The organism is Candidatus Phycosocius bacilliformis (genome assembly GCF_003112735.1).
GTDB lineage: Bacteria > Pseudomonadota > Alphaproteobacteria > Caulobacterales > Aquidulcibacteraceae > Aquidulcibacter > Aquidulcibacter bacilliformis.
Genome location: NZ_BFBR01000006.1, coordinates 70,114 through 87,110, shown reverse-complemented (window position 1 = coordinate 87,110; position 16,997 = coordinate 70,114). Strand labels below are relative to the sequence as shown.

The 16,997-nt window shown below is 57.6% G+C and carries 17 protein-coding genes; 5 read left to right on the top strand and 12 right to left on the bottom strand.

Annotation, left to right across the window (positions count from 1 at the left end):
• The first annotated feature begins 136 nt into the window (after positions 1-136).
• The 3 genes from PbB2_RS10365 to PbB2_RS10355 all read left to right on the top strand — a co-directional run bounded on the left by PbB2_RS10365 (position 137) and on the right by PbB2_RS10355 (position 2,613).
• Positions 137-475 (top strand): hypothetical protein, encoded by a 339-nt coding sequence (locus PbB2_RS10365; RefSeq protein ID WP_133245780.1) that lies wholly within the window; start codon positions 137-139, stop codon positions 473-475.
• A gap of 87 nt (positions 476-562) precedes the next feature.
• The gene (gene gor / locus PbB2_RS10360) at positions 563-1,945 is read left to right on the top strand and encodes a glutathione-disulfide reductase (protein WP_108985250.1); all 1,383 of its coding nucleotides are present in this window, start codon (positions 563-565) and stop codon (positions 1,943-1,945) included.
• A gap of 122 nt (positions 1,946-2,067) precedes the next feature.
• Complete coding sequence (locus tag PbB2_RS10355; RefSeq protein ID WP_192576288.1) at positions 2,068-2,613, top strand: response regulator transcription factor; 546 nt, start codon at positions 2,068-2,070, stop codon at positions 2,611-2,613.
• A 25-nt stretch (positions 2,614-2,638) separates the two neighbouring features.
• Here PbB2_RS10355 and PbB2_RS10350 read toward each other — a convergent pair whose 3' ends face one another.
• Genes PbB2_RS10350 through PbB2_RS10340 form a run of 3 tightly spaced genes read right to left on the bottom strand, consistent with a single transcriptional unit; the run spans position 2,639 to position 4,778 of the window.
• The gene (locus PbB2_RS10350; RefSeq protein ID WP_108985248.1) at positions 2,639-3,436 is read right to left on the bottom strand and encodes a thioesterase family protein; all 798 of its coding nucleotides are present in this window, start codon (positions 3,434-3,436) and stop codon (positions 2,639-2,641) included.
• The gene (locus tag PbB2_RS10345) at positions 3,433-4,032 is read right to left on the bottom strand and encodes a 2-hydroxychromene-2-carboxylate isomerase (protein ID WP_108985247.1); all 600 of its coding nucleotides are present in this window, start codon (positions 4,030-4,032) and stop codon (positions 3,433-3,435) included. Before PbB2_RS10345 ends, PbB2_RS10350 begins: the two co-directional genes overlap by 4 nt.
• A gap of 8 nt (positions 4,033-4,040) precedes the next feature.
• Positions 4,041-4,778, bottom strand: coding sequence for an SDR family NAD(P)-dependent oxidoreductase (locus PbB2_RS10340; RefSeq protein WP_108985246.1), 738 nt, complete (start codon positions 4,776-4,778; stop codon positions 4,041-4,043).
• Positions 4,779-4,883: 105 nt separating this feature from the next.
• On the opposite strand from PbB2_RS10340, the gene PbB2_RS10335 reads away from it, so the two are divergent.
• Positions 4,884-5,333, top strand: coding sequence for a winged helix-turn-helix transcriptional regulator (locus PbB2_RS10335; protein ID WP_108985245.1), 450 nt, complete (start codon positions 4,884-4,886; stop codon positions 5,331-5,333).
• 49 nt (positions 5,334-5,382) lie between these two features.
• On the opposite strand, the gene PbB2_RS10330 is transcribed toward PbB2_RS10335, so the two are convergent.
• Positions 5,383-6,483 (bottom strand): WD40/YVTN/BNR-like repeat-containing protein, encoded by a 1,101-nt coding sequence (locus PbB2_RS10330; RefSeq protein ID WP_133245779.1) that lies wholly within the window; start codon positions 6,481-6,483, stop codon positions 5,383-5,385.
• 199 nt (positions 6,484-6,682) lie between these two features.
• Here PbB2_RS10330 and PbB2_RS10325 point away from each other — a divergent pair, with 199 nt between their 5' ends.
• A complete protein-coding gene (locus PbB2_RS10325; protein WP_305790467.1) occupies positions 6,683-8,074 on the top strand; it encodes a class II 3-deoxy-7-phosphoheptulonate synthase in 1,392 nt (463 codons plus the stop codon).
• A gap of 27 nt (positions 8,075-8,101) precedes the next feature.
• Here PbB2_RS10325 and PbB2_RS10320 read toward each other — a convergent pair whose 3' ends face one another.
• From PbB2_RS10320 to gltX, 8 genes are all read right to left on the bottom strand, one after another.
• A complete protein-coding gene (locus PbB2_RS10320; protein WP_108985242.1) occupies positions 8,102-8,623 on the bottom strand; it encodes a copper chaperone PCu(A)C in 522 nt (173 codons plus the stop codon).
• Complete coding sequence (locus PbB2_RS10315; protein WP_108985241.1) at positions 8,623-10,011, bottom strand: PepSY-associated TM helix domain-containing protein; 1,389 nt, start codon at positions 10,009-10,011, stop codon at positions 8,623-8,625. The genes PbB2_RS10320 and PbB2_RS10315 overlap by 1 nt, the downstream gene beginning before the upstream one ends.
• 8 nt (positions 10,012-10,019) lie before the next feature.
• Positions 10,020-12,251, bottom strand: a complete 2,232-nt coding sequence (locus PbB2_RS10310; protein ID WP_238164967.1) for a TonB-dependent receptor — start codon at positions 12,249-12,251, stop codon at positions 10,020-10,022.
• 146 nt (positions 12,252-12,397) lie between these two features.
• The gene (locus tag PbB2_RS10305; RefSeq protein ID WP_108985239.1) at positions 12,398-12,835 is read right to left on the bottom strand and encodes a DUF2946 family protein; all 438 of its coding nucleotides are present in this window, start codon (positions 12,833-12,835) and stop codon (positions 12,398-12,400) included.
• A 73-nt stretch (positions 12,836-12,908) separates the two neighbouring features.
• Positions 12,909-13,778, bottom strand: a complete 870-nt coding sequence (locus PbB2_RS10300) for a M23 family metallopeptidase (protein ID WP_238164966.1) — start codon at positions 13,776-13,778, stop codon at positions 12,909-12,911.
• Positions 13,779-13,837: 59 nt separating this feature from the next.
• Positions 13,838-14,059 carry a DUF2093 domain-containing protein gene (locus PbB2_RS10295; RefSeq protein WP_108985413.1) on the bottom strand — a complete coding sequence of 74 codons (222 nt, stop codon included), beginning with the start codon at positions 14,057-14,059 and terminating at the stop codon, positions 13,838-13,840.
• A gap of 142 nt (positions 14,060-14,201) precedes the next feature.
• The gene (gene gltA, locus PbB2_RS10290) at positions 14,202-15,506 is read right to left on the bottom strand and encodes a citrate synthase (protein WP_108985238.1); all 1,305 of its coding nucleotides are present in this window, start codon (positions 15,504-15,506) and stop codon (positions 14,202-14,204) included.
• Positions 15,507-15,556: 50 nt separating this feature from the next.
• Complete coding sequence (gltX, locus tag PbB2_RS10285; RefSeq protein ID WP_108985237.1) at positions 15,557-16,996, bottom strand: glutamate--tRNA ligase; 1,440 nt, start codon at positions 16,994-16,996, stop codon at positions 15,557-15,559.
• Position 16,997 lies beyond the last annotated feature (1 nt).

Here is a 16,997-nt window from a genome sequence, read left to right as displayed (position 1 = left end):
GCTCTTGTCCAGCTTCAGGCTGAAGGAATCGTGGATCAAGCCGGGATTCTAACAGAATTTTACTCTCAGTAGTAAATGTATTTAGTTATTTCGAGAGTTTAAGGGACAAGAGGTGGGGCCCAGAAGGTGCAGGACGATGTCTGAAATGAATAAGCCTTTAGCTGCCGCGATGCGGGCCATGGCCGAACGGGCTTTGGACCCCCGCGAGCGCTTGGGTTTTCTAAAATCTGCGAGGGATCTTGATCCTACTGACGTGCGTGTTTTGGAGCAGATTAAAGCCATTGAACGTCAAATTCTTGATGAAACCTGTTACGTCGCAATCGAGCAAGCGATTATTGTGGGTGAGGCGTCAACCCCGATTGAAGGCTGTATCTACATGCTCCAGCCTGACCGCAGCTTGAAGCCATTGAACGGGCGAGAGCTTAGGGCTTTTCATGAACGCCATCCGAATTTTGCGAGATACTGGAGACTTTGACCCAACCCTATCCACCCCCACACCTAGCATTCACCCGCCTCGGCCCCTACATGGACGGTCACGATCTTGAGAGAAAGTTGACCTGCCATGACCCAGAAACCTGCCTATGATGTTGATCTGTTTGTCATTGGTGCGGGCTCGGGTGGGGTGCGGGCCGCGCGGATGAGTGCGGCATATGGCGCGCGCGTGGCGGTGGCAGAAGAATATCGCATTGGCGGGACCTGCGTGATCCGGGGTTGCGTGCCCAAAAAGCTGTTGATCTATGCCTCAGAATTTGGCCATGAGATGGCCGATATCGCCCCCGGCTATGGCTGGACTTTTGAGGGCGCGCGGTTTGACTGGCCGACTTTGCGGGACAATGTTGCCGCGGAAGTGGATCGGTTGAGCGGGATTTATGCCCGCAACTTGCGTAATTCGGGTGTCACCATTCATGAGGCACGGGCGGAAATCATTGGCCCCCACGCGGTACGCCTGTCGAGCGGAGAGGTGATCAGCGCAGGCACGATCCTGATTGCCACCGGTGGGCGGCCTGTCGTGCCCACAGATGTGCCAGGTATTGAACATGCCATCACATCCAATGAGATTTTCCTCCTCGATCATTTGCCGAAATCAATCCTGATTGCCGGGGGTGGTTATATTGCGGTGGAATTTGCCTTCCTGCTCAAAGGGCTCGGGGTTGATGTCACCTTGCTCTATCGCGGCGATACCATTCTGCGCGGCTTTGATGATGATGTGCGCGTGCATGTTCATGGCGAACTCAAGCGCAAGGGCATTCGGGTTGTGACGCACACCATCTTGAAAAGCATCGAAAAGACAGAAGCGGGGCTGCATATCCACTTGGCTAACGGCCAAAGCGTGACCAGTGAGGCGCTTATGCTGGCTGTGGGACGTGAGCCCTATAGTGAAGGCTTGGGCTGTGAGGCCGCTGGAGTGGCCCGCCAGCCCAATGGCGCAATTGTGGTCGATGCATTTTCCAAGACCAGCGTGCCCTCCATCTATGCGGTTGGTGATGTGACCAATCGGATGAATTTGACCCCGGTTGCAATCCGGGAAGGGGCGTGTTTTGCCGCCACCGTCTTTGGAGGCACCCCCATGGCGTTTGATCATGACACGATCGCCACAGCGGTGTTTTCCCAGCCCCCGACAGGCACGGTTGGCCTGTCTGAAGCCGACGCGCGGGCAAAATATGGCCCGGTTGATATCTACAAAACCACCTTCCGACCCATGCGCTATGTTATGCCCAATGAAGAAACCCGCATGATGATGAAGCTGGTTGTGCGCCCGTCTGATGATGTGGTGATCGGCTGCCATATCGTTGGGCCTGATGCGGCAGAAATCATCCAAGCCGTCGGCATTGCGGTGAAACATGGGCTAACCAAGGCCCAATTTGACGCCACCTGCGCGGTCCACCCCACGGTGGCCGAAGAATTGGTGACCATGAAGGAAAAGTGGGTGCCGTCGGTGGCATAGGACAGGTGCAAGACCGACGAAGCGCAATTCCGCGGCGTTAGCTAATCTGTAACGCTTGGGTGTTACTGATCAGTAATCGGTCGTGCGTGTCCCTTCCACCCCGGAATTGAGGAATGGTGCCGATGCGCCCGTCCCCGCAAACCAGAATGGCCACGATCCTGTTGGCAGAATCCAATCCCCAGATGCGCAGCGCGATCCGCTCCATCCTCTTGTATCACAAATTTCATCAGATCACCGAAGCTTACGATACCAAAAGCTTTATGGAATCGGTTCGCTCGGTGCCATTTTCGGCGATCCTGCTTGATTCAGGTATTCCCAATCTGGATGCCTTAGCGATAACCCGCTTCATTCGGGCGGGCCGATTGGGAGCAAACCGAACGTCGGGCATTATGCTGTTGTCGCTACGCAGCGACTTGCCCTACGTGTTCGAGGCCCGAGAGGCAGGTGTGACTGAATTCATTGCCAAGCCCTTTTCCACCGCATCCTTGATGACGCGATTGGTCTCCATGCTGGAAAAGCCCCGTCCATTTGTGACAACTGACTCCTATACAGGACCCTGTCGCCGCACAGGTCTGGTTGAACCCGACTTCACTCCACCGAAGCAACGCGCCGAGGATGGTATGGCTGTGCGCCACGAAGATATTGTGGTGATCCCGCGACGCCCGTGAGGACGTGATCTAAGTTTCGGCGCGATCAGCCAAACAGGGCAATTGTCTGGCGGCTGGCCAAGAGGGGGCGGCCGTCAGAAGCCCACAGATAGGCATTTTGGGCTGAATAGCCATCGCCTGTGTGCTCATTTTTCAGATAGGCAGCGTGCCAGTCGCCTGGGCTGGTCAAATCGTCGCTGAGGAAATCGACCATCCATGTCATGGTGCTGATCGGGGCAAAGGCCTTAAACAACCCCAGCGCGGCAGGCGGGGGCGCGTCGGCCAAGGCCAGCAGTGCCAACTCAACAAAATCCGGATGACTGTCACGAGGGCGCAGCCACCAATAAATGTCTGACTCTGCGGCACCAGACATTGGTGGCACACCCCCAGCCACACCCATATCGAAATGATCTGTGAAAGATGGGCGTATCCGGTCGCGCGGCAGAAGCACGCTTTCGGGGCTGGGAAGGTCAGGCATGGCCAGTTGTTGCAGAGAATAGGCCGACGGCCTCACCGCTCCAAAGCAGAAGCTGGCTTGGACACCAAAGCCTGCTTCACTCGACAGATCCGCCGTGACAAAGGCGGCAGACTTGCCGCGGCGCAACAGGCGCGGCCGAATGCTGACATCCCCGGCACTGGGGCCAGCAAAGGCAACCAGAACCGAGCGCAGGGCCGGCAAATCAGGAAAAGCAAGCCGAACGGCCCGCAGACATAGAGCCGCCGTGATGCCCCCATACAAGGTGCGGCCCTGCATCCAGTCTGGACCGACATCGACACGAAAGCTGTCACCCTCAGGCGTTACCTTTCGCATGAGATCATCAAAGCGGGTGGGTTCTTGGCTCATGCGTGGAGGGCCTCTTCGACTTGGTGCAATCGGTCCTTACCGAAATAGAGCTCTGATCCAACAAAGAAACTGGGGATACCAAATACCCCGCGCGCCACGGCTGCCTCAGTATTGGCCACCAGCTTGGCCTTGGTCTCGGGCAGATTGGCTGCCTCAATCAACTCTGATCCTGACAGCCCGGCACCATCCAAGACCGCTGTGATGACCTCGACATCATCCATTTTCAGGCCATCCTCCCAAAACCCTTTCAGCACCGCTTCGATATAAGCGGTTTCAACGCCCGCGGCTTGAGCCGCGATCAATCCGCGGATGGCATGGATGGAATTGACTGGAAAATGGGGGTTCATTTTGAACGCGCTCAGCTGATGGCGCGCAATAAAGCGGCGCATTTCCAGCATCTCATAATCCATTTTCCCCTTAATCCCGCCAAAGGCGATCATCGGGGCTTGGTTGCCCGTCGCCTTGAAAATGCCGCCGAGCAGGCAAGGCGTGATCACCAATTTGGCCCCGGTGCGGGCCAGCATTGGGCCCAAAGCATGATAGGCCAGATAGGCATTCGGACTGGCAAAATCGAAAATGAATTCAAGATTTTTCATGGTTTTCCTCACCAGGTTTCGCGGCTGGGACGCAAGTCCAGTTCATGGGTCCAAGCGCACGGCTTTTGTTGCCACAACCACACCCAATTGCGGGCGGCTTCATCAACGGCAATGATATCACCGCGCGCCAAGCGGTCTGCATAATCGGGCACAATGCTCTCGATGAATTGGCCTTGCACCATGCCGTCAAGCAGTACATGGGCAACATGAACGCCTTTGGGGCCCAGTTCGCGTGCCATACTTTGTGCCAGCGCGCGCAAGGCATGCTTGGCCCCGGCAAAAGCGGAAAATCCTTCCCGTCCGCGCAAGCTGGCGGTTGCCCCGGTAAAGATGATTGTCCCGCGCCCGCGGGGACTCATGACGCGTGCGGCCTCACGCCCGGCAACAAAGCCCGCAAATGCCGCCATTTCCCAGACCTTTTGATAGACCCGGCTCGTCGTTTCGGTAATGTTGAAGCGCACATTGGCCCCAATATTGAAACAGACCACGTCAAGGTCGCCGATCTCGGCTTCAATGCGATCGACCAAAGCAATCATCTCGGCCTCTTCGCGCGCATCAATGCCGAAAGCATGTGCGGTTCCGCCTTGATCACGGATGGATTGGGCCAATGCCTCCAGGGTGTCGAGATTGCGCGGCCGTCGGGTCATGCAGACGATCAGGCCTTCACGCGCAAAGGCGCGCGCCAAAGCACCGCCAAGGCCATCGCCCGCGCCCACAATCAAACAAACCCGGCCTCTCTCAGACATGTTGCTTGCCAATCATTTTGTCAGTCCATAAACTAAACTCACTTAAAGGCTGACAGCACAGCCCGTCAATCGTGGCCGTAACGGCAAGTCGTAAGGAAAAAGCAGATGCGCTGGCAGGAACTGGATCAGGTTGATTGCCCGATTTCGCGTGCGCTCAGTCTCGTCGGTGACCGTTGGACCTTGTTGATCGTGCGCGATTGCCTGCTGGGGGTAAAACGGTTTGAGGGCTTTCAAATGAGCCTTGGCATCTCGCGCACCATTTTGCGTGACCGACTGGCCCATCTAGTGGCTGCAGGCGTCTTGGAACAGCGCCCCTATCAGGACAGGCCGGTCCGATTTGACTATGTGCTGACCGGCAAGGGCAGGGCATTGCAAGGTGTCATGCTCATGCTGGCGGACTGGGGGCGAACGGCGGTGAGCGGGCAGCCGGAAACCCAGGTCCGCACCTTTCACACGTCATGCGGGCATGTGCTCCAGCCTTATGTGGCCTGTGCCGACTGCGGTGAAGAAGTGCTTGGTAAGGACCTGCGAACTATCCGGCAGGTTGCCAGTTAGATCCCGTCTTGTCGCTTTGTCTGACCTGATGCCTTGGAAGAGCCAGACGCTATAACGCCAATCGGCTGACATGCAGGCCAATGGCGAAGGCGCGGGTTGATTGGCCGGTTTTTACCCCCCGCACTTTATTGACCGCCGGGCCCATGCTGGGGCTTGCCACCCAGCTTGCCCCGCCGTCGCGGGTTTCAAAGCCGGTCTGGCGGGTGCCGATGAAGCCGCGTTGGGCGTCGATGAAACCGATGCCAAACTCGCGCGCTCCCGCATCCTCCACCAGCGGCATCTCGACCCAATTCCTGCCGCCATCGGTCGTTTTGACAAAACGTTGAAGGCTGTTCTTCTCGTCATAGGATTGCACCGTGGCATAGCCAACCTTGGGGGTTGGAAAGGACATTTTCCAACAGTTTTCCAGAGTGCGAGCGCCCCGATAGACTGCCTGCCATGTCTGTCCGCCATCTTCGGTGCGCAGGATCAAGGCCTGAGCCTGTTCGAGGTCGCTTGAGGTACTTGCACAGACAAAGCCGATGGAGGGGGTAAGGAATTTGACGTCGAGGATCATGCCGGCATGTGCGGACAGGTCGAGAACCCTCCACGTCTCGCCGCCATCTTCAGAGCGCATAACGAAGGCTGGTCCACCAACCCGGCCAGCGGCATGGATGATGTGAGTGGTCTTGGCTTCCCCCTGATAGATGCGCCGTGCTGGCAGGATATCTATGCCGCAAATGCCTTTGACAACCGAGATCATCTCGGCCTCAACTTTCTGCCAAGTCTTGCCGCCATCACCTGTGCGATAGAGGGGGTGAGGATCGGTGACACCTGGATAATAATCCGTGCCAACATTGCCCAGAAAGCCTGTATTGGCATCCACAAAACCCAAGGCGCGGATGAAGGTGCTAGGCTGATCCCAGATTTTTGTCCAGACCTCTCCCCCGTCGAGGCTTTGGTACAGCTTTCCAGCGCCATTGCCATACCAAGCCGTCTGGCCATCTGACAGAATGGCCAGATCATCCTGCTTGCCACGATAAGGCTCTGTGGCAAGCTTTTGCCAGGCTGCCGGCGGACTTGCCTGAGCAAGGGCGGAGGATGCAAGACCAGACGTGACCAGACCCGCAAGCCCAAAGGAAAGTTGTCGTTTGGTCAAATCCATCTGCATTCTACCGCCCCTTTTGTCTTTTCTGTCCCCTAACCGACGGGTTTGGTTGGTCAAGTTAAAGCTTGGTAGGGTAAGCGGGCAGCCGCAGACCGACCGCGTCACTTTGAGCTGACAAGCATGATTGTGCAGCCAAACTGGCACCCAAGTTCGACAAAAGCGCCTGTGGCGGCTATGAGCCTGTAGCCCTTTAGGCTTGGAAATTGAGATGACTTGGACGCCTGCTTCATGGCGCGGCTTTCCCGCGCGCCACATCCCCACCGATTATCCTGACCCGTCAGCCCTTTTGGCGGTTGAACAGCGCTTGGCCAAAAAGCCGCCGCTGGTGGTGGCTTCTGAAATTGAGAAACTGAAGGCAGAGCTGGCCCGCGTCTCCAAGGGGGAAGCCTTTTTGTTGCAAGGCGGGGATTGTGCAGAAAGCTTCGCTGAATTCGAAGCCGACCGCATCACCCGCTATTTCCGTGTTTTCCTGCAGATGGCTGTCGCGTTGACCTTTGCGGGTGGCAAGCATGTGGTCAAGGTCGGCCGGGTTGCTGGCCAGTTTGCCAAGCCCCGGTCAGAGCCGACTGAGCTGATCGATGGTGTCAGTCTGCCGTCCTATCGTGGCGACAACATCAATGGCGCGGCTTTTACCCCCGAAAGCCGCATCCCGGACCCTGAACGGCTGATCGAGGCCTATAATCAAAGTACGGCCAGCCTCAATCTGTTGCGGGCATTGGCAACTGGTGGCTATGCCGACCTTGAAAACGTCAATCGCTGGAACCTTAAATTTGCCAAGAAGCAGGGCAAGGCATCGGCTGAATATCTCAAACTCTGCCATCGGATCGAAGAAAGCCTTGAGTTCATGGATGGCCTGGGCCTGAGTGGTCCCGCGGGAATAGCCACGGACACGGTTGATTTCTTCACCAGCCATGAAGCGCTGCTGCTGGGCTATGAGGAAGCAATGACCCGGCAAGACCAATTGTTTGGGTCCGGGGCCTATTATGACACTTCGGCCCATATGGTCTGGATTGGGGATCGCACCCGCCAGCTTGACCATGCCCATGTTGAATTCTGCCGCGGCATTGCCAATCCAGTCGGTGTCAAATGTGGCCCAAGTCTTGATCCTGATGAGCTTTTGGCATTGCTTGACAAGCTCAATCCGAAAAATGAGGCCGGTCGCATTGTGCTGATTGCCCGCTTTGGCTCTGACAAAATCGCCCAAGGCCTGCCACGTCTGGTCCGCAAAGTGACTGAGGCTGGACGCAGCGTGGTCTGGTCATCGGATCCGATGCACGGCAATACGCTGAAAACCGCATCGGGCTATAAGACACGGCCGTTTGAACGTGTGGCCAGTGAAGTCAACGACTTTATGGACATTGTCCGCGCTGAAGGGGCTTATCCTGGTGGTGTGCATCTGGAAATGACGGGCGATGATGTGACTGAATGTACCGGGGGTGCGACCCCGGTGACAGAGGAATCCCTCGCCAGCCGCTACCGCACCCATTGCGATCCACGCCTGAATGCGGATCAGGCCATCGAACTGGCTTTCACAATCGCCCACGGATTGCGCGAAGGCCGCCAGCAACGCCGCTTGGCGGCTGCAGGCCTTTAGAGAGACAAGCCTGCAGCCATTCGGCCATCAATGTTGATGGCCGCCATGAGCCTTATCGCCCTCCACGCTTTGAGACGGGTTTTCGACCACGGGCGTCGGGAAGCTTACACGGCGCGCATTATCAAAGGTCAAAGTTATCTTGATCTGATCACCCGGCTTTACGTCCGGCTTTATGCCAAAAACCATCAGATGCAGCCCACCGGGGGCCAGTACCGCTGTGCCTTTGGCTGGGATCACAACCTCGTTCACTTGCCGCATTTGTTTGACGCCATCGGCTCCGGTGAGATGGGCGTGAAGCTCAATACGGGCCGCGTCGGGGCTCTCGGCCCCGACAAGTTTGCGCGGGACATCTTGGTTGTTGGTTAAAGTCAGATAGGCCGCGGTGACATCCCGCCCCCCGGGCGGCAAGCGTAAGCGCGGCTCGCTAATATCAATCCCATCTATCTGGGCAACAGGAAGCATTGCGGCTGGTGGCGCTTTGGCAGGCTCGCACGCTGTGAGGCTGAACATGGCGAGGGACAAGGGGAGGACTCGCAAAACAGACTTCATCAGTATTTCTCCAAATCAGGTATGGGGGACGCGTTAGGACTCGCAAGGCCCAAATACGTGCTGACGGGTTTAATGTGGCGCAGGACCAGCCGTTCGAGCAGCGCAATGAGGATCAGACAGGCGCCAAGGACCGGCAGGAACAACGCGAAAATGAAGATCAGCAAACCGATGCCGGCACCGATCTTCTGGTCGGGTATGGGCGGGGGCGCACCCAGCACGCCGTCCGGAGCGCGGCGTCGCCACATCACAAAAGCTGATACCGACAGAATGATCAGCCCAAGAGCGGTCAACACACCCAGCGCCTGATTGAGGGGGCCAAATAATTGGCCTTCGTGGGCTGCAATGCCGATCCCAACGGCTTGGTCAATCACATGTTTGTCGGCAAAGGCTTCGCGACGAATTTCCCGGCCATCGCCAGCATCATAGGTGATGTCGGTTCGGCTGATCCGATCCCCGGCGAGGGAGCGGGCCACCCAATGGGGGTTTTTCGCATGGGGTGGCGAGACCACGACCGGTGGGGCCAACTGGGCCGCCCGGGCACTGGCGACAATATCATCCACATTGGCTATATAATATGGCGCATCATGGCCCGAATGGTCGAAGGCTGTGGCTGTGGCACGTCGCTCTGCACTGCGGCTTTGGGTCCAGTCCTTGCTGGCGACCGCCGTCCCGGTCCAGTCGCGCACCATGTCAAAGCCTTTGCCCCACACATTGGTCCAGGGCAGGCCCGTCACCAGAAGGAAAAGGGCAAAGAAGGATACCCAAACCCCTGTGACGGCGTGCAGATCCCGCCAGAACACTTTCGGCCCGGCTTGGAAGCGGGGGAACAGGACCCCACGCCAGCCCTCAGCCCCACGTGGCCACCACAAGAAGAGCCCGGTCGCCACCATAACAATCGCCCAAGATGCAGCCAGTTCCACGATCAAGGACCCATTATCTCCCATCAGAAGTTCGCCATGAATGGTGCGCACCACTGCCATCAGGCGGCCCTCGCGGGGGACCGTCTTCAGCACGTCAAGGCGCGTCGGATGCACATAGACGATGGTGTCTTCCCCGCCTTTGGTCACCGTGACTTGGGCAGCATCGCGCGGCCCATCTGGAAGGCGATAGGATTTGAAGCTTGAGCCTTCGATATGTTTGACCGCCAGAGCGACCTGCTGGCTGACAGCCACTGGCGGGCCGGTCACCTCCAATTGGCTATAGGGCCGATCCAAAGCGGCCTCGATCTGGGGTTTAAACAGATAGAGGCTGCCGGTGACAGACAACAAAATGATGAAGGGAATGCAGAAGAGACCGGCATAAAAATGCCAACGCCAGAGCATGCGATACAGTCGGGCAAAACGCTCACCTGGGTTCTGGGATTGGGCTGGGGCAGCACGAGCACGCATGGCAACCTCTAAAGTTTCAGCTTCACGTCCAGCACATAGGTGCGCTGGGGCAGCGGGTGGGACACATAGGCTTGGTCGTTATTGATGTTATCAACGCCCAAGCTGAGCTGGACTTTGTCGGTCAGGTCATGGGTCAAACGGGCATCGACAAAGACATATTCGGTCTGAAAGCCATAGACGCTGCCTTCGCGACCAAAGAGATCCGAGGTCGGTGTCGTGGCCTGTCGCCAACCCAGCGAAGCCCGCCAGCTTGGGCTGATTTTGTAGCGAATATTGCCGCTCGTCCGCCATTCGGGGATGCGGGGGAAGCGTTTGCCTTCCGTCTCGCGATTGGACAGATTGCGCACTGTCCTTGCATCCATGCGGCTCACGCTGACATTCACGTCAAGACCCGTCACCCATAAGTCCTTGGCCTCGCCAATGAGTTCCACGCCCGATTGGGTTACCAGATCGACATTTTTGAAGCTTGAGACGACGGTGCCGAATTGATTGAGACCGCTGAAGGAGAAGATGGCATCCTCAATATCCTGACAAAACAGGCTGGCCGTGAGATCGACCGGCCCCAGACGGGTCCGGGCCATCACACTGATATCGGTGGAGCGTTCTGGCTTTAGATTAGGATCAAAGCTCTGCGGATCGATTTCCCGGGTGATGTCGTCGATCCGGCCTTGAAACAATTCCCCCACAGTTGGAAAGCGCGTGGCAGCACCGACCGAGAGCTGAAGTGTCAAGTCGTCAGTAATTGCAGCCTGCAGCGAGGCTTTAGGGCTGAAGGAATTGTCAGAGCGGGTGGGATAGGTGTCGGCCAGCAGGCCTGCCACTGACTGGCGGCTGATGGAGCCATCGAAAGCCCGCCAGCGATCATAACGCCCACCCAGTGTGAGGGTAACCGTGTCCGTCAGATCGATCGCATCCTCGATCCAGAAGCCAAGGCTTTCGGTCTTGCCAGCCGTCGAAGACGCAAACGTCTGTCCGCTTGCGGCCTGCCAATTTGTGGTGTTGAAGGTGCGTTGGGCGGTTTCATACAGATTGGCCGACAGACCAAATCCAACGGCATGTCTGCCAAATCGCTGATCGAATGTCAGGTCAACCGCATTCCAGCCGGGACTATCTTGTACTTGATAAGTGCCCGGTCCGCTTGACTGGCCAGATACATAGTCACGCGAAGTCTTGGTGTTCCACGTCGGCATCCAATAGCGTGACACATTGGTCCGCATATCCCAGCCGCCAATCTTGCCGGTCAATTTAAGACCCGCCAGATATTCGGTGCGCTCGAAAGCCGAAAAGGTAAGGCCGGTTGCCGTCCACAGCTGATTGTTGAAGCGCACGCGGCCTTGTCCAACTGGGGCACCATTGGTGTCGCGCAAGAAGGTGCGGGTGTCGGCCAAAGTCTGTTCAGTCGTCCAGCCAAACAGCATGGCATCAATTGTCCAGTCTGCGGCAAGGTCATAGCCGATGCGCAGGCGCCACTGGTTTTGCACCACATCTACTGGTGAAGCGGCCCCGAACACCGGTGTGGCCAGAGAGGGGTCGCTAAACGCCCCCGTCACCGTGGTGGCTGGTGCCGTGCCTGTTGCCGGCGTCAGGAGATTATAGGTCATGGATTGGCCAGTATTGTCGAACCGGCGGAAGCCCGCTCGGACGCGCAAGCGCCCCTCTTGCCCAACATAAGTCCCGCCGCCCTCGATGCTGTACCCGGTAAAGGTCTCATCAAAGCCATATTCCTTGAACGGCATGATCATGGCTTGGGTGTTGAGATAGGCACCTGTCTTCTTCGGTTCTTCCGTGCTGATCGAAACCACACCCCCCATGGAATTGCCGCCATAGCGGGCCGAATAAGGACCATAGACAATGTCGAACTGGCGCACATCGGCGGGGCCAACCACATTCCATTTCGGTGGGAAAGAGAAGGAGTTTCCAAGGAAATTGGAGACAAGGAAGCCATCGACCATCACAATGGTGCGCGCGCTTTGCACGGTATTGGCCCCCCGAAGTGCCACCACAGCATTGTCATCGCCCGCAAAGCGCTTGCGGACAAAGAAATTGGGGGCATATTTCATCAGGTCTTCGACATTGATGGCATTGACGGCTTCAAAGTCGCTTTTGCCAAGCGAGACAGATAGTCCGCGCGGTACCACCGTGATCGGTGCGTCGCGTTGCCCGACAACAATGACGGTTTCAGTTGGAGTTTCTGTGTCGGCGGCTGAAGTGGTGTCTTGCGCGACCGCAAGGCCTGGCATGGTCAGGCAGGTGGCAGAAAGTAGAAGGCATAGGGTGGTCGCAAATCTGCGTCGGCACAACGCCGGAAAGTGTTGTTGCATGGGTCATGTATCCAGAAAGTGAAACGGGCAGGCTGATGGTGGCCATCAGCCTGGGCGGTCATGTTTCAGATCTGGATCGGTGGGCCAGTTTTGGGCGGGGGAGGGGCGGCCAGACCGCGCCCGGGGCTGGCAAAATCGTCGGGTATGAGGTCTGTGGGCTGGCTGACCTGAAAGGTCACGGCCGTCATCAGGCCAAACTGGGCAGCCAGAGGCATAATTTGGCCGGCAAAGCCACAGGTTTGCCGGTCATGGTCGGAGGGAACACCCTTATCCTTGTCCGCCAAGGCTTCGCCATCATGGCTCAGGATCTCACCGTCTGCATTCATAAAAGCGGTGACATTTCCCGCTTCGGTACACAGTACGATCGGTGTCAGCCCGGCTGCCATCGCCTGTGGCGCGACCATATATCCCAAGGGGACAGCCACGCGCACGGCCACCGCCAATAGCCCCAGAAGGAGCGGCAGTCGCATGAAGAGCGGCAAAGTGGTGCGCGCACGAGCCATGGGGGCTGGCTAGGCAGACCGACTGTAAAAGTCCAGCCCGTTCGACACACAGCACGCTCGGGGCGATGCGGTGTCAGGACGATCCCACAGCACGTGTGGGGTCCAAATTGCGGCCCCGCCAGCGCATGCGCCAGCATAAATGCGGCCCGGTGGCGCGTCCTCGCGCGCCGACATAACCAATCACCATGCCGGGTGTGACACGTTGTCCCACTGTCACTGCCAGACGTTCCTGATGGAGATAGGTGGTGATGAGGCCTTGGCCGTGGTCAATTGCCACCATGCCGCCTTCCACCAACATGTCAGGTTGGGCCAGAACCACAAAGCCGCTGGCCGGCGCATAAATGGGCGTGCCAATCGGTGCCCCCAGATCAACACCATAATGGGGCCGCTCACCCGCCGCATTCAGTCTTCGCGTGGCCCCCCAAGGACTGGTGATCCGCACAATATCCAATGGCCAGCGGAAGCTTTCTTCAAATCCGCGCGCAATCGGATTGCGGCTGCCAAAGGCGGCTCGCTTCAAAGCGGTTTCAGCCTCGAGGCGGGCGAGAATGCCCTGCGGTGGGTTGACAGTCTCCTCCGGCAGGCCTTCGATCTGACTGGCGGGGGAGGTGCGGGCGGCAATATCGAGCGACAGTCTGGCAGAATGCGTCCCAGATACAATCTCAATCAGCGCAGTGGGCGGTGCATCGCGATCAAAGCCCAGCACAAAACGGCCGTCGCTATCGGCCTGGGTAGATGCACCATCCACGCTGATCGAGGCACCGGGCACAGTGGTGCAGATCAATCTATCCGATTGTTGGGGAATGCCTGAAAAGCGGAACGGCAGGCCAGCACCGGCCCGTTCGGCACCTCGTCTGGAAGAAGCCAAATCCAGAGTGACATGGGCGGTTGCGCTGGTGGCTTGGCCACGATCGCATCCGGTGACGAGACTGGACAGACCCAAGAAGCCCAACCCAAGGCCGCTTCTGATCACCGCCCGCCGCGGGATGGCGCTTGAAACGGTCAGGCCCGCGCGTTGACTTGCTTCCAGCGCGCGGTTGCGGCGGCTGCATCCACATAGGCTTCCTGCAGTTCGACCGACCAATAGCGTAGATCCTCAAGCGCGATGGGTTTTCCCGTCACCGCGCAGCGCACAAATTTTCCAGGCCGCAGGATGCTGATTTCCGGCGTGCCATAATGGACTTGTGCGGCACCATCGCCAAAAGGTTTGAGCTTATCAAGCATGGTCATCTCTTTAGGCGAACTTTGTCCCTCGCGCAAAGGGTCTGGTGCTGCGCTTACGCCGGAAAGGTGCCACGAGGTGATCGCCCAAACAAAAACGCGCGAGCTTTTGGCCCGCGCGCTTCCAATTAAAAGGCTTTAGGATTTAGCGATTGATGATCGGCACATAATCGCGCCGCTCGGCCCCGGTATAGAGCTGGCGGGGGCGACCAATCTTTTGGGCGGGGTCGCTGTTCATTTCATCCCATTGGGCTATCCAGCCCGTGGTGCGGGCCAGAGCAAACAGCACGGTGAACATTTCCACGGGGAAGCCCATCGCCTTCAATGTGATGCCCGAATAGAAGTCGATATTGGGATAGAGCTTGCGGCTGACGAAATACTCATCATTCAGCGCGATTTTTTCAAGCTCCATGGCGACCTTCAAAAGCGGATCGTCCTTCACGCCAACTTCGGCCAGCACTTCGTGGCAGGCCTGCTGCATCACTTTCGCGCGGGGGTCATAGTTTTTGTACACACGGTGGCCAAAGCCCATCAGACGCACACCTGAATTCTTGTCTTTCACTTGGGCGACAAAGTCAGGGATATTGTCGACATGGCCGATTTCCTTCAGCATGTTGAGGGCGGCTTCATTGGCCCCGCCATGGGCAGGCCCCCACAGACACGCGATACCAGCGGCGATACAGGCAAATGGATTGGCCCCCGAAGAACCCGCCAAGCGGACGGTCGAGGTCGAGGCATTTTGTTCGTGGTCGGCATGCAGGATGAAGATTTTCTCCATCGCCTTGGCCAGGACCGGATTGACCACATAATCTTCGGCCGGAACCGCAAAGCACATGCGCAGGAAATTGGCCGCATAGCTCAATTCATTGCGCGGGGTCACAAACGGTTGGCCCAGCCAATATTTGTAGGCGCGGGCGGCAATCGTTGGGATCTTGGCAATCAAACGATGCTGGGTGATCTTGCGCTGGACCGGATCATCAATATTGAGGCTGTCGTGATAGAAGGCCGATAAAGCCCCCACTGTCCCCACCATAACCGCCATCGGGTGTGCATCGCGCCGGAACCCTTCAAAGAAGCGGTCGAATTGGGCATGCAGCATGGTGTGATAGGTGATGTCGTTCTTGAATTTGTCGAACTCGGCCTGGTTGGGCAAATGACCTTCCAAAAGCAGATAGGCGACTTCGAGGAAGTTTGACCGCTCAGCCAATTGGTCAATCGGATAGCCCCGGTGCAAGAGAACGCCCTCATCGCCGTCAATAAAGGTGATCTGGCTCTCGCACGATGCGGTCGAGGTAAAGCCAGGATCATACGTAAAGGCACCGGTCTCGGCATAGAGTTTTCGGATATCGATCACGTCAGGGCCTGTCGCACCGCTGTAAACCGGCAAATCAATCGCCCTACCTTCAAATTCCAGTTTGGCGGTACCTTTTGGTTTTGCTTTGCTTTCCATCTTAAAGCCCTCTTGTGTTTCGATCTTTGACCATTTTCCACATCAGAAGTTTACATCACGTCATCAAGACGCAGCAGACTTTCTGTTTTTCCCAACAGCTGTAATGCGATTGCCAAATCCGGAGCTGGAAGGCCACCGGTCAGTGCAGCGCGCAGGCCTGGTCCGATCTTGCCGAACCCCACGCCTTCATGCGCAGCAAAGTCGTCGAGCGCCGTCTTTATGGTGACGTGTTCCCAGGTTTCAACCGCGGCAAGGACTGGCCTTAGCCGGGCCAGGCGGGCGACCACTTCCTCCGATAAGGCTTTGATTGTCTTCTCATCACGCGTGAGCGGGCGCTCGGCCAGCAAGAAGCTAAACTGGGTCAAGAGCTCGGGCAAAGTTTTGGCACGTTCTTTGAGGAAGGCCATGGCGGGGACCAGAGCTGCGTCATCGAGTCGCAAATCTGGCAGGCCACGCCGCGCCGCATGCTCGCGCATCAGGCTTACAAGGCGTTGGTCATCGGCCAAGCGGATGAAATGGGCGTTCACACTGTCCATCTTGGCAAAGTCGAGCCGCGATGGACTGCGCCCCAAGCCCTCGAGATCGAAGAGTTCAAGCGCTTGCTCGGTACTGACAATATCCAGATCGCCTTTTGACCAGCCCAGCCGCAACAAATAGGCGCGCATGGCTTCAGGAAGATAGCCCATGTCGCGATATTCCTCGACCCCCAAGGCACCATGACGCTTGGACAGCTTCTTGCCGTCATCGCCGTGAATCAACGGGATATGGGCATAAGTCGGCACACGCCAGCCAAAGGCGCGGATCAAGGCGGTTTGACGGGCGGCATTGGTCAAATGATCGTCTCCGCGAATGACATGGGTGACACCCATATCCTGATCATCCACCACCACGGCCAACATGTAAGTCGGTGTGAGATCTGAACGCAGCAAGATAAAATCATCAATCTCGCGCCCGGCGGTGGTGACAACTCCTTGAACCTTGTCGGCGACTTCAATGCGCTCATTGTCCCCCGGTGCCCGCAGACGCACGACATAGCGGGCCGCTGGCGGCGGCGTACCATAATCAGGATTGCGCCAGGGCGAGCGGAAAGCTTTTCCCTCGGCGCGCGCCGCATCCTTTAAGGCTGTCTCCTCTTCGGGGGTCAAATAACAGCGGAAGGCCCCACCGCGCTCAACCAGGCTTTCGGCCGCTTCGCGGTGGCGCGCGGCGCGGGCAAATTGGAACAAGGGCGGGCCATCGGCCTCTAAGCCCAGCCAAGCCAAGCCGTTGAGAATGGCATTGACCGCAGCCTCGGTTGAGCGTTCGCGGTCAGTATCTTCGATCCTCAGCAGATATTTGCCCCCTGCTTTTCGTGCAAAAAGCCAGTTGAACAAAGCCGTTCTTGCCCCTCCAATATGGAGATAGCCGGTCGGAGAAGGCGCAAACCGCGTCACAATCGCACTGCCGGTGGCTTCGTGTGTGTGACCTGTCGTTTCAGTGGGAGCATGCATG